Source organism: Streptomyces sp. DG1A-41, assembly GCF_037055355.1.
Taxonomy (GTDB): domain Bacteria; phylum Actinomycetota; class Actinomycetes; order Streptomycetales; family Streptomycetaceae; genus Streptomyces.
The window spans coordinates 1,179,709-1,191,832 of the sequence record NZ_CP146350.1; the positions used below are offsets into that span (position 1 = coordinate 1,179,709).

At 71.9% G+C, this 12,124-nt stretch carries 15 protein-coding genes and 1 riboswitch; of the genes, 10 read left to right on the top strand and 5 right to left on the bottom strand.

The features are described 5' to 3' along the window. The first annotated feature begins 52 nt into the window (after window positions 1–52). A riboswitch (cyclic di-AMP (ydaO/yuaA leader) is annotated at window positions 53–255 on the top strand. A 3-nt stretch (window positions 256–258) separates the two neighbouring features. Both V8690_RS05565 and V8690_RS05570 read left to right on the top strand, forming a co-directional pair. Beyond that, a complete protein-coding gene (locus V8690_RS05565; protein WP_338776194.1) occupies window positions 259–732 on the top strand; it encodes a C40 family peptidase in 474 nt (157 codons plus the stop codon). An 82-nt stretch (window positions 733–814) separates the two neighbouring features. Beyond that, window positions 815–1,459 (top strand): DUF6328 family protein, encoded by a 645-nt coding sequence (locus tag V8690_RS05570; protein WP_338776195.1) that lies wholly within the window; start codon window positions 815–817, stop codon window positions 1,457–1,459. Here the strand turns inward: V8690_RS05570 and V8690_RS05575 are convergent. Then, on the bottom strand, window positions 1,395–2,033 hold the full coding sequence (locus V8690_RS05575; RefSeq protein WP_338776196.1) for a LysE family translocator: 639 nt from the start codon (window positions 2,031–2,033) through the stop codon (window positions 1,395–1,397). The two genes, V8690_RS05570 and V8690_RS05575, sit on opposite strands and share 65 nt — an antisense overlap. A gap of 92 nt (window positions 2,034–2,125) precedes the next feature. Between V8690_RS05575 and V8690_RS05580 the strand changes: the two genes are divergently transcribed. Next, complete coding sequence (locus tag V8690_RS05580; protein WP_338776197.1) at window positions 2,126–3,052, top strand: LysR family transcriptional regulator; 927 nt, start codon at window positions 2,126–2,128, stop codon at window positions 3,050–3,052. Window positions 3,053–3,054: 2 nt separating this feature from the next. Here V8690_RS05580 and V8690_RS05585 read toward each other — a convergent pair whose 3' ends face one another. Beyond that, on the bottom strand, window positions 3,055–3,513 hold the full coding sequence (locus V8690_RS05585) for an ATP-binding protein (protein WP_338776198.1): 459 nt from the start codon (window positions 3,511–3,513) through the stop codon (window positions 3,055–3,057). Window positions 3,514–3,726: 213 nt separating this feature from the next. On the opposite strand from V8690_RS05585, the gene V8690_RS05590 reads away from it, so the two are divergent. Continuing rightward, window positions 3,727–4,587, top strand: a complete 861-nt coding sequence (locus V8690_RS05590; RefSeq protein ID WP_338776199.1) for a helix-turn-helix transcriptional regulator — start codon at window positions 3,727–3,729, stop codon at window positions 4,585–4,587. A 9-nt stretch (window positions 4,588–4,596) separates the two neighbouring features. Next, a complete protein-coding gene (locus V8690_RS05595) occupies window positions 4,597–4,827 on the top strand; it encodes a DUF397 domain-containing protein (RefSeq protein WP_338776200.1) in 231 nt (76 codons plus the stop codon). A 62-nt stretch (window positions 4,828–4,889) separates the two neighbouring features. On the opposite strand, the gene V8690_RS05600 is transcribed toward V8690_RS05595, so the two are convergent. Continuing rightward, window positions 4,890–6,017 carry an 8-amino-7-oxononanoate synthase gene (locus V8690_RS05600; RefSeq protein WP_338776201.1) on the bottom strand — a complete coding sequence of 376 codons (1,128 nt, stop codon included), beginning with the start codon at window positions 6,015–6,017 and terminating at the stop codon, window positions 4,890–4,892. A gap of 150 nt (window positions 6,018–6,167) precedes the next feature. Between V8690_RS05600 and bioB the strand changes: the two genes are divergently transcribed. The 5 genes from bioB (at window position 6,168) to V8690_RS05625 (ending at window position 11,362) form a co-directional block, all read left to right on the top strand. Next, window positions 6,168–7,358, top strand: coding sequence for a biotin synthase BioB (gene bioB / locus V8690_RS05605; protein ID WP_338776202.1), 1,191 nt, complete (start codon window positions 6,168–6,170; stop codon window positions 7,356–7,358). After that, entirely contained in the window at window positions 7,351–8,631 is a 1,281-nt protein-coding gene (locus tag V8690_RS05610) for an adenosylmethionine--8-amino-7-oxononanoate transaminase (RefSeq protein WP_338776203.1), read from the top strand. The genes bioB and V8690_RS05610 overlap by 8 nt, the downstream gene beginning before the upstream one ends. Window position 8,632: 1 nt before the next feature. After that, the gene (bioD, locus tag V8690_RS05615) at window positions 8,633–9,358 is read left to right on the top strand and encodes a dethiobiotin synthase (RefSeq protein ID WP_338776204.1); all 726 of its coding nucleotides are present in this window, start codon (window positions 8,633–8,635) and stop codon (window positions 9,356–9,358) included. 84 nt (window positions 9,359–9,442) lie between these two features. After that, complete coding sequence (bla, locus tag V8690_RS05620; RefSeq protein ID WP_338776205.1) at window positions 9,443–10,342, top strand: class A beta-lactamase; 900 nt, start codon at window positions 9,443–9,445, stop codon at window positions 10,340–10,342. A 336-nt stretch (window positions 10,343–10,678) separates the two neighbouring features. Then, window positions 10,679–11,362: a class I SAM-dependent methyltransferase gene (locus tag V8690_RS05625; RefSeq protein ID WP_338776206.1), complete on the top strand. Its 684-nt coding sequence runs from the start codon at window positions 10,679–10,681 to the stop codon at window positions 11,360–11,362. 8 nt (window positions 11,363–11,370) lie between these two features. Here the strand turns inward: V8690_RS05625 and V8690_RS05630 are convergent, their stop codons facing one another. After that, window positions 11,371–11,745: a fic family toxin-antitoxin system, toxin component gene (locus tag V8690_RS05630; RefSeq protein WP_338776207.1), complete on the bottom strand. Its 375-nt coding sequence runs from the start codon at window positions 11,743–11,745 to the stop codon at window positions 11,371–11,373. Window positions 11,746–11,749: 4 nt separating this feature from the next. Next, entirely contained in the window at window positions 11,750–11,989 is a 240-nt protein-coding gene (locus V8690_RS05635) for a hypothetical protein (RefSeq protein WP_020270799.1), read from the bottom strand. Window positions 11,990–12,124 lie beyond the last annotated feature (135 nt).

Genomic DNA, 12,124 nt, shown 5'->3' on the forward strand with positions numbered 1-12,124 from the left:
ATCCCTGACTGACGACAAGCCCCCGCCACAGCGGCGGGGCGGTCCGGGCGGACGCCGAGTCCTGCCGCCGCCTGGATGACCGGTCGACAGAAGTGGATCGGCAGGAGTGGAGGACCCAAGCACGACGGGTCGCCGGGACGGTCACGCCATGACCGGGCCCGAGCAGCCCTTGGGGTGAAGCCGCGTCAGCGGCCGGGCAACTTCGCCAGCCCGAATCCGACAGGTCATCCTTCACAGGCGGCTGACGAAGGGTTGCGCATGACTGCGCTCAATCGTGTCCCGTCACTCATGGTCCGGGCCGGTACGGCTTCGGCGCTCACCATCGCCGCGGTGGGCGGCTCGATCGTGGCCCCCGGCTTCTCCTCGGAGGCCTCGGCAGCCACCCATGGGACGAAGGCACTCCAGATCGCGGCCTCGAAGAAGGGTGCGCCCTACCGGTACGGGGCCACCGGTCCGCACCGGTTCGACTGCTCCGGGCTCACGCTCTACTCGTTCAAGAAGGCGGGCAAGAAGCTCCCCCGCACGGCCGCCCAGCAGTACAACAAGACGCGCCACATCTCCGCCAAGAACCGCAAGGCGGGAGACCTGGTGTTCTTCCACTCGGGCAGCAACGTGTACCACGTGGGCATCTACGCGGGTAAGAACAAGCTCTGGCACGCCCCGAAGAGCGGGGACGTGGTGCGGTTGCAGAAGATCTGGACCAAGAGCGTCTGGTACGGGCGCGTGAAGTGATCCGCCCGGTGTGCGGCGGCGTCCCTGACGCGCCGCCGCACACCGGAGCGTGACACGGTCTGAAGTGGTTACCCGTCACCCCATGGCCGAGCACCGTCCCTGCACCGCACGCGGCGAGACCCCGCTGCAACGCGCCGACCGGAACTTCGTCGAGCTGCTCCAGGAGCTCCGGGTCACCCAGACGGGCGTACAGATCCTGTTCGCGTTCCTGCTGTCGCTCGCGTTCACCTCGCGCTTCACCTCCCTCGACACGGTCCAGCGCGTCACCTACGTCATCACTCTGCTGTTGGCGGTCCTGGCCGCATCGCTGTTCACCGCGCCGGCAGCGCTGCACCGCTCGCTCTTCCAGCAGGGCGCCAAGCCGCGCATCGTGCAGGTATCCTCACGACTGGCCACCACCGGTCTGATCGTGCTGGTGTTCGCCTTCAGCGGTTCCGTGCTGCTGGTGGTGGATGTGACGACCAGTCGGACCGGCGGTATCGCCGCGGGCGCGGCGACGTTCCTCGTCTGCGTCGGCCTGTGGGGGCTGCTCCCCCGGCTGGTGCGGCGGGCGGGGCTGCGCGACGAGACACACGGCAGCCCCGAGCGACCGGGAGCCACCGTCGAGGAGTCGGCGCCCCACGGCACCGTCCGGATCCCCGCGCCGCCGCTGCGCGGCCCCATCAGGCAGCCCTCAGCGGTTCGAGAAGGAGCAGCGCACCGAGAAGCGTCAGCGCGGCGCCGGTGACCCCCTCGACGGCCCGCGCGGCACGCGGCTCCCGCAGCCACCGGCCGAGCCGGTCCACCAGCAGCGCCACGGCCGGGAACCACAGCAGGGCGAGGACCACCACGATCAGCGCCAGCAGCAGCGTGCGGGGCAGCGCGGGACTGCCCGCGGGCACGAACTGCGGCAGCAGGCTGAGGAAGGTGATGGGCGCTTTCGGGTTCAGGGCGTTCGTGACGAAGCCCTGCCGCAAGGGCCGCGCGGCGGACCAGGTGGTGCCGGTGTTCCCGGCAACTTCGGCGGCCGCGGGGCGGGGCCGGCGCAGCGACCACAGCGTCCGCACGCCCAGGTAGAGGACATAGCCGCCGCCCAGCAGCTGGAGCGCGCGGAACAGCGCGGGTACGGCGGCCAGGACCGCGGCGACCCCCGCCACGGCCAGCGCGGTGTGCAGGAGGAGCCCGCCCGCGATGCCGAGCGCGCAGGCGACGCCGGCCCGGCGGGAGACCAGGGCGTTGCGCACGACGACGGTGAAGTCGGCGCCCGGCATGGCGACCATGCCCGCCGCCACCCCGGTGAAGGCGATCAGTTGTGCGTCCATGCGCCCACCCTGCCGGGCCAGAGCCTTCACCAGGTATGTCGAATATCCTGGGCAGGCCTTAAGCATCGCTTTGGTCTGTGGAGGTCAGCGGCATGTACGACCCGACCCGGCTCGCGGCGCTGGTCGCCGTCGCGGAGGCCGGGTCCATCACCCGGGCCGCCGAGCGCCTCGGCTACACGCCGCCCGCGCTCTCCCAGCAACTGGCCAAGCTGGAGCGGGAGGCGGGCTCGGCGCTGCTGGTACGGCATCACCGCGGGGCGCGGCTGACGGGCGCGGGCGAACTGCTGGTGGCGCGGGCCCGGCGCGTGCTCGACGAGTTGGAGCGGGCCCGCCACGAACTGGCCGGGCTGGCCGGTCTGTCGGGCGGCGTCCTGAGGCTCGGGACGTTCCAGACGGCGGGCATCCATCTGCTGCCGCCGGTGCTCAGCGCGTTCCGCCGGGCTCACCCCAACGTGGAGCTGTCCGTCGCCGACTACGAACCGCCGACCGGTGTCATGGCCGTGGCCGCCGGGGACATCGACCTGGCCCTGACCCACACGTACGAGCCCGCCGATGCCTGGGCGCTCCCCGCATCCGTCCGCATGGAGCCGGTCCTGGTCGAGGAACTGGTACTGGTGACCGCCCCGGGGCATGCCCTCGCCGACGGCACGTCCAGGCTCGCCTTGACGGAACTGGCGGGTCAGCCGCTGATCAGCATGGCGCCGGAGCATCCGCCCCGGCAGGGTGTGGAGACGGCGCTGGCCAGGGCCGGGGCCAACCTGTCGGTCCTGGTGGCGACGCCCGGGTATGCGCTGGTGTGCGCGCTGGTCAGCGCGGGTCTCGGGGTGGGCGTCGTACCGGAGATGGTGGCGCGGACGTCACTCACGCCGGTCGGGGTGCGCCCGCTCGGGGCGGGCGAGCTGCGCCGTACGATCTCGGTCGCCTACCGGGGCGACGAGGCGGCGCCGGCCGTGGAGGCCTTCCGGGCCCTGCTGCGCGGGGCGTTCGGCCGCGAGCGGCACACGTCAGAGACGCGGTGAGATCACGGTTCCTGCTGCCCCGCCGCGGGCACGGGCTGGGCCGGGACGGTCCACGGGAGTTCGATCGAGATGGTCTTGCCGCCCTCTCGGGTGGGGCGGATCCTGAGCCTGCCGCCGCATTCCGCGATCAGCCAGCGGATGATGACGAGGCCGCGGCCGTTGTCCTGCTGGACGGCGGCGGGCAGGCGTCTGGGGAGTCGTGGGTGGCTGTCCGTGACACCGATGCGCAGGTGTTCGTCGCGGTCGAGTGCGACGTCCACCGTGAACGTGGGTGACTGCCCGAAGGTGTGCTGGACGGCGTTGGTGGCGAGTTCGGAGATGATGAGCCGGATGGAGTCGGACACTTCCGTGTCCTCCGGCAGGCCCCACTCCGCCAGCGTGCCCACCACGTAGGCGCGCGCCGCGGAGACCGAGGCGGGATCGCTCGGCAGAGTGACGGATGCTTCCAAATGGTCTGCCATGGCGACGTCGTCCCTTTCCCACGGGACCGCAGTCCGACACGGAGCGGAAGGTTCGAGTACGGTCCCGGACTGGTGCTTCGTCGCCAGAGTGCCACCAGAACACCCCGGAAGGGCGGCGATCCACCAAGATATGCATATATCTGTCGCTCAAAGCGGTGAACTCTACGACGCGAGACCGTATTCGGGCGGCTCGGAAGGAGTAAGGAGTAGCCCATGCAGCACGGTCCCGCGGTGCGCCGCCGGAAACTGGGCGCCGAACTTCGCGCGCTGCGCACCTCGGCGGGGCTCACCAGCGGTCAGGCGGCCCGGCTGGTGGGCTGGCACCAGTCGAAGGTCAGCCGTATCGAGACGGGCACGAGCGGGGTGAAACCGGCCGATGTGCGGTTACTTCTCGACGCGTACGCGGTGGCGGACACGCAACTGCGCGAGTTGCTCATGGTGTTGGCGGGGTCCGAGGACAGTGGCGGACGGCACCACTGGTGGCACGCCTACCGCGGGGTGCTGCCGCCGACCTACCGGGACTTCATCAGCCTGGAATCCCAGGCCGGCGCGATGCGCACGCTGGAGACGACCGTCGTCCCGGGACTGCTCCAGACGCCCGAGTACGCCCGTGCGGTGACGAAGGCCGCGGTGGAGGGCCTGTCGGAGGACCGGCTCGACACGCTGGTCGAGGTGCGTCTGGCCCGGCAGGACGTGCTGCGCGCGGATCCGCCGCTGGAACTGAGCGCCGTCCTGGACGAGGCGGTGCTGCGGCGGGAGGTGGGCGGGCCCGGGGTCATGGCCCGGCAGCTGGACCGGCTGGTCGAGGCGGCGCGGCTGCCCCAAGTACGGCTCCAGGTGCTGCCCTTCGCCGCCGGGGCGCACATCGGCGTCACCGGCCCTTTCGTAATCTTTTCATTTTTGCGCACTTCTGATCTGGATGTAGTTGTTCTCGACCACTTGACGAGTAGCCTCTACCTCGAACGGAAAGAAGACCTCCAGGCCTACTCGGAGGCCTTCAACGCCCTTCAGGTCCACGCCCTTTCGCCCGAGGACTCGTTGGATTTCATCGCCGGGACAGCCGCCGGCGCGTAAGGAGGCACCATGCGTGCACTGCCTCGTCACGTCCCCTCAAGCATCGAACTGCACGGTGTGCGGTGGTTGCGCAGCAGCTACAGCACCGGCGCGAACAACTGCGTCGAGACCGCGTGTCCGGACGCCTGGCCCTGGGCCGGGCTGCTCGCCGTGCGCGACTCCAAGGACCCGGCCGGCCCCGCGCTGCTCTTCTCGCCGAGGAGCTGGGCGGAGTTCACGGCCGCGGCCGACCGCATCTAGGCCGGATTCCGACCCTTCCGATCAGTTGGTCGTCGAGCGACGCACGGCCGTGTCACGCCGACTCATGGCCGCGTCTCGCCGATCAGTCGTACAGCGCGTTCGATCTGTTCCCCGGTCAGGTCCGCGCGGGCGGTCAGCCTGAGCCGTGAGATGCCGTCGGGTACGGAAGGAGGACGGAAGCAGCCCACGGCCAGGCCCGCCGCGCGGCACTCGGCCGCCCAGCGCACGGCGTCCTCGGGGGAGGGCGCCCGCACCGAGACCACCGCGGCGTCCGGACGTACCGCTTCCAGGCCCGCGGCGGTCAGGCGTGCGTACAACTCGCCCGCCACCGCACGGGCCCGCGCCGCGCGCTCCGGCTCGCGGCGCAGCAACCGCAGGGCCGACAGGGCCGCCCCCGCCGCCGCGGGGGCGAGACCCGTGTCGAAGATGAACGTCCGCGCCGCGTTGACCAGGTGGTCGATCACCAGGGCGGGGCCGAGGACGGCTCCGCCCTGGCTGCCGAGCGACTTGGACAGCGTGACCGTCACGACCACGTCGTCGGCACCCGCGAGTCCCGCCGCGTGCGGAGCGCCGCGGCCGCCGTCACCGAGGACGCCCAGGCCGTGGGCGTCGTCGACCACCAGACCGGCGCCGTGCTCCCGGCACACCTGGGCGAGCGCGGCGAGCGGGGCCGCGTCGCCGTCGACCGAGAAGACCGTGTCGGACACGGTGATCGCCGTGCCCTCGTGTGTGTGCAGCGCCTTGCGCACGGCCTCCGGCTCGGCGTGCGCCACCACCTGTGTGGTGCCGCGGGCCAGCCGGCAGCCGTCGATGAGTGAGGCGTGGTTGCCCGCGTCGGAGACGATGAGGGAGCCGTGCGGGGCCAGCGCGGTGACCGCAGCGAGGTTGGCCGCGTAGCCGGAGGAGAAGACCAGGGCCGCCTCGGAACCGCAGAAATCGGCCAGTTCCTGTTCCAGTTCGGCGTGCAGTTCGGTGCTGCCGGTGACGAGCCGGGAGCCGGTCGAGCCGCCGCCCCAGAGCCGCGCGGCACGGGCCGCCCCGTCGGTGACCTCGGGATGGTGGGCCAGCCCCAGGTAGTCGTTGCTCGCCAGGTCGAGGAGCGGTGAAACGGCCGGACGGGGGCGCAGAGTCCGTACGAGTCCGGCACGGCGGCGCAGCCGCGCCTGCTCGTCGATCCAGCCGAACGCCATGGGTGGTCCTCCGGGGGATTTGTAGGCAGTGCACAGACACTAGCGGGACCTCCAGCAGGTCAGTGTGTGGCAATACCCACACCTCGAAGCGACTCTGTTGTACGAACTCTCCTTGGCCGCGGGCGGCTCCGTAGGACAGGATCGGCTCCCATGGACCTGCTGAACACGCTGGTGGACAAGGGGCTTCGGCGCGAGCTGCCGACCCGAGAAGAGGCACTGGCCGTCCTCGCGACGTCCGACGACGACCTGCTCGATGTGGTGGCCGCGGCCGGGAAGGTGCGCCGGCACTGGTTCGGCCGACGGGTGAAACTCAACTATCTCGTCAACCTGAAGTCCGGCCTGTGTCCCGAGGACTGCTCCTACTGTTCGCAGCGGCTCGGCTCCCGGGCCGGCATCCTGAAGTACACGTGGCTCAAACCGGACCAGGCCTCCGACGCGGCGGCGGCCGGTGTGGCCGGGGGCGCCAAGCGGGTGTGCCTGGTGGCCAGCGGGCGCGGTCCGACCGACCGGGACGTGGACCGCGCCTCCGAGACGATCAGGACGATCAAGGAGAAGAACGAGGGCGTCGAGGTGTGCGCCTGCCTCGGGCTGCTCTCCGACGGACAGGCCGAACGGCTGCGCGAGGCGGGCGCCGACGCCTACAACCACAACCTCAACACGTCCGAGGCCACGTACGGGGAGATCACGACCACGCACACGTACGCCGACCGCGTGGACACCGTCGAGAAGGCCCACGCGGCAGGGCTGTCCGCCTGCTCCGGTCTGATCGCCGGCATGGGCGAGTCGGACGAGGACCTGGTCGACGTGGTCTTCTCGCTGCGCGAGCTGGACCCTGACTCGGTTCCGGTCAACTTCCTGATCCCGGTCGAGGGCACCCCGCTCGCCAAGGAGTGGAACCTCACCCCGCAGCGCTGCCTGAGGATCCTGTCCATGGTGCGCTTCGTGTGCCCGGACGTCGAGGTGCGCATCGCGGGCGGCCGGGAGGTCCATCTGCGCACGATGCAGCCGCTCGCCCTGCACCTGGCCAACTCGATCTTCCTCGGCGACTACCTCACCACCGAGGGCCAGGCGGGCAAGGCCGACCTGGAGATGATCGCGGACGCCGGGTTCGAGGTGGAGGGCACCGATCAGGTGACGCTGCCGGAGCACCGGGCGGCCGGCGGCTGCCACGGCGGCGGGGTATGCGGTTCCGAGGGTGGCGGAGCCTGCGGTTCCGATTCTGCCCCGGAGGCCGCGGAGTCCAGCACAGCGGCCGAGCCTCGTACGGCTGCCGAGCCCCGTACCGACCTGGTCGCCGTCCGCCGCCGGGGCGCCGGAACGGACCTCGCGCCCAATGCCTGACCTCAGCGTCCCCGAGCTGCTCGAGCTGGACCGGCGGCATGTGTGGCATCCGTACGGCCCGATGCCCGGCCGCCAGGAGCCGCACGTGGTGGAATCGGCGAGCGGGGTGCGGCTGCGGCTCGCCGACGGCTCGGGAGAGCTGGTCGACGGCATGTCCTCCTGGTGGTCGGCGATCCACGGCTACAACCACCCGGCGCTGAACGAGGCGGCGCGCGGGCAACTGGAGCGGATGAGCCACGTGATGTTCGGCGGGCTCACCCACGAGCCCGCCGTCCGGCTGGCGAAGCTCCTTGTCGATATGTCGCCCGAAGGCTTGGAGCACGTCTTCCTCGCCGACTCCGGGTCCGTGTCGGTCGAGGTCGCGGTCAAGATGTGCCTCCAGTACTGGCGCTCGCTGGGCCGCCCCCGCAAGCAGCGGCTGCTGACCTGGCGCGGCGGCTACCACGGCGACACCTGGCAGCCGATGTCGGTGTGCGATCCCGAGGGCGGGATGCACGAGTTGTGGACCGGGGTGCTGCCGCGTCAGGTGTTCGTCGGTCCGCCTCCGGTCGCGTACGAGGAGTCGTACGCCGAGCAGTTGCGCACGGCGATCGCACGGCATGCCGACGAGTTGGCCGCGGTGATCGTGGAGCCGGTGGTGCAGGGCGCGGGCGGGATGAGGTTCCACTCCCCCGCCTATCTGCGGGTGCTGCGGGAGGCCTGCGACGCGTACGACGTGCTGCTGGTGTTCGACGAGATCGCGACCGGTTTCGGCCGTACGGGCGCGCTGTTCGCGGCGGAGCACGCGGCCGTGACGCCGGACGTGATGTGCGTGGGCAAGGCGCTGACCGGCGGTTATCTGACCATGGCGGCGACGCTGTGCACCTCGCGGGTGGCCCACGGCATCTCGCAGGGTGAGGTGCCGGTGCTGGCGCACGGCCCGACCTTCATGGGCAATCCGCTGGCCGCGGCCGTGGCCTGCGCCTCCATCGACTTGCTGCTCGGCCAGGACTGGCTCACAGAGGTCAAGCGGATCGAGACGGGCCTGCGGGACGGGCTCGCGGCGGCCGCGGAACTCCCGGGCGTCGAGGACGTGCGGGTGCTCGGCGCCATCGGGGTCGTGCAGCTGGATCACGCCGTGGACATGAGGGCGGCCACGGAGGCGGCCGTACGCGAGGGCGTGTGGCTGCGGCCGTTCCGCGACCTGATCTACACCATGCCTCCGTACGTGACGGGCGACGCGGACGTGGCGCGCATCGCGCGGGCGGTGCGCGCGGCGGCGCGGGAGGGATGAGATGTCGGTACTGGTGATCACGGGCACGGGCACGGAGGTCGGCAAAACGGTCGTGACCGCCGCGGTGGCCGCGACGGCGCTGGCCGCCGGCCGTTCGGTGGCCGTGCTGAAGGCCGCGCAGACGGGCGTACGGCCCGACGAGCCGGGGGACGCCGCCGAGGTCGCGCGGCTCGCGGGTGCCGTGACGACGGCGGAACTCGCCCGGTATCCCGAGCCGTTGGCGCCCGCCACGGCCGCCCGCCGGGCCGGTCGCGCCCCCGTGCACCCGCACGAGGTCGCGGAGGCCGCCGCCAAGCTGGCCACCGAGCACGACCTGGTGCTGATCGAGGGCGCGGGCGGACTGCTCGTACGGTTCGACCCGACCGGCGGCACCCTGGCGGACGCGGCCCGGCTGCTGTCGGCCCCGGTGCTGGTGGTGGCGCCGGCTGGGCTCGGCACCCTGAACATGACGGAGCTGACGGCGCGTGAACTCCGCTCCCGGGCGCTGGACCTGGCGGGGATCGTGATCGGGAGCTGGCCCGCCGCGCCGGACCTCGCCTCGCGCTGCAATCTCGCGGACCTGCCGGACGTGGCCGGAGCGCCACTGCTGGGCTCCGTCCCCGCCGGGTCGGGGGCCCTCTCCCCCGCCGTCTTCCGGGCGGCCGCGCCGCACTGGCTGGCGCCGCGCCTGGACGGCACGTGGGACGCGGAGGCGTTCCAGCTGCGGGAGGCGCCCAGGGCGTCCTGAGGGCTTCGGCGGGCGCGCGGTGAAACCGGCGCCGATGTGATCGCGTGTTGGTCTACGTACGTGATCACCTCCGAAGGGAACACCGTGCACACCACACACCCACGCCCGTCCCGGAGAACGGCCCTCGTGCTGGGCGCCGCAGCCGCTCTCTCGCTGGGCGGCGGCACGGCCCACGCCTTACCCGGCACGGGCGGCGTCACCGCACGGCTGAGGGAACTGGAGCGGGAGCACACCGCCCGGCTGGGCGTGTACGCCCGCAATCTGCGCACGGGCCGGACGGTGGCGTTCCGGGCCGACGAACGCTTTGCGATGGCCTCGGTGTTCAAGACGCTCGCCGCCGCGGCCGTCCTGCGCGACCTCGACCGCGACGGCGAGTTCCTGGCCCGGCGCATCCGCTACACGCAGGACTACGTCACGCAGTCGGGGTACTCCCCCGTCACCCAGGAGAACCTCGCGAACGGCATGACCGTCGGCGAACTGTGCGACGCGACCATCCGCTTCAGCGACAACGCCGCGGGCAACCTGCTGCTGAAGGAGCTGGGCGGACCGACCGCCATCACGCGCTTCGCCCGTTCGATCGGTGACGGTGTCACCCGGCTCGACCGGTGGGAGCCGGAGCTCAACAGCGCGGAACCGTGGCGCGTGACCGACACGACCTCTCCCCGCGCGATCGGCCTGTCCTACGCCCGCCTCGTGCTCGGCGACGTGCTGGAGCCCCGGGACCGGGCCCGGCTCACGGACTGGCTGCTGCGCAACACCACCAGCACCGAGAAGTTCCGCAAGGGACTTCCCCCAAAATGGGTGCTCGCCGACAAGACCGGCCAGCCGGCGTACGGCGGCGCCCACGACGTGGGCATCACCTGGCCGCCCGACGGCACGCCGATCGTGCTGTCCGTCCTGACGACCCAGCCCGAGCAGGACGCACCGGCCGACGACGCGCTGGTGGCCAGGACGGCCGCGCTGCTGGCGGCGGAACTCGCCTAGCGTGGTCGTCAACGGCAGGCCGTAGTGGAACACCTGGCTTGTCGGCGGCGCCATGGGTGCCGTTGGCCTGCCGGCCCTGCACTCCGCCGTGCCCAACGGGGCCGGGCGTCTCGGGAGCCTGCTGGAGACGTTCCTGCCGTGGCCGGGCACGGCCGTGCCTCCCCTCGGCTGCCTCGCCGTGCTCAAGCGGTCGGTGACGGGACCGCTCGCCTGCGTGCCGGCTCGCGCGCGTCTGCGTGAGAGCGGCTCGCCGAGTCGGCTTGGCGTCGGCAGGGGTGCCCGGGGCTCTTCCTGGGGACAATCGCCGTAAGACCCGCCTCGTCCGGGAGGTCTCCCATGCCGCTCCGGTCCGCCCGCTCCGGCAAGGTGCAACGGGATGCCGTGCACCATCCGCTGTTCGCCCGCTATTACGCCCGGGTCAGTGTCACCGCCGAGACGCGGATGGGCATGGGCAGGGTGCGCGAGAGGCTGCTCGGCGGGCTGTCGGGGCGGGTGATCGAGATCGGCGCGGGCAACGGGCTGAACTTCGCGCACTACCCGGGCACCGTCGCGGAGGTCGTGGCCATCGAGCCGGAGCGGCGACTGCGGCAGCTGGCCGTGGAGGCCGCCCTGCGCGCGGAGGTGCCGGTGGACGTGGTGCCGGGTGCGGCCGAGGCGCTGCCGGTCAAGAGCGAGGGCTTCGACGCGGCCGTGGTGTCACTGGTGCTGTGCAGTGTGCGGGACGTGCCCCGGGCGCTCGGGGAGCTCCGGCGGGTGCTGCGGCCGGGCGGAGAGGTGCGGTTCTTCGAGCACGGCCGGGGCGGCGGCCGGGTGATGACCTTCACCCAGCGCGCGCTGGACCGGACGGTGTGGCCGGTGCTGAACGGGGGCTGCCACCTGGCGCGGGAGCCGGTGCGGGCGCTGCGGGACGCCGGTTTCGAACTCGGCCCCTACCGGCGGATGCTGATGCCGGAGCAGGGACCGACGCTGCCCACCTCGTACTGCGTGCTGGGCACCGCGTGGCGCCCGCCCGAGGCGTAGTCACCGGGTCACAGGCTCCACTGGCGCAGCTCCTGCTCGATGTCCCGCACCGACGCCTCGCCGCTCTTGACCAGCAGGGCGAGGTCGCGAACCTGCTCCGGCGAGGTGACGACCTTGGCGCCGCTGGCGACGAGGTACGCGTAGGCGACGGCGGAGGCGAACAGGGCGTTGGAGCGTTCCAGCGCGGGGACGTGGATCAGGAGCTGGAGCAGCGCGGCGGCGCGGGCGTGCGGGCTGTCGTAGACGGGGACGTCGAATATGGCGGCCTGGTGGCGTGCGACGGCGGCGACGAGGGCTCCCCAGTCGGTGACCTGGGGGTCTCCCGGGGTCTTCTGCTCGGCGAGCATCAGCAGCCAGGCGAGGTCGATCTCGAGGTTGCTCAAGGGTTCAGTGGCGACCTTCGCGCGTGCCCTCACGGTCTGCGCCGAACTCCTCGGCGAAGACGGACTCGTACTGCTTCATGAAGTCGGCGGCGGCCTCCACGAACGTGTGGCCCACCTCGCCGGTGTCCTGTCTGACCAGCTCCTCGATGTAGCGGTTGACACTCATGCCGCGGGCCAGGGCGCGTTCGCGAGCGGCTCGGGCGGTGCCCTCGTCGACTCGCACGTTCAGCTGGGTCTTCGCCATACCTTGAAGCTAGCGCGGAGGTGCTAGCACCGGCAAGGGCGGGACTCCGACCCGAGGAGGATACCGAGTGTGGGCTGCGTCACATTACCCTCGGGCAAGGTGACGGCATCCGACGTCCACCACGAGGAGGCGGCC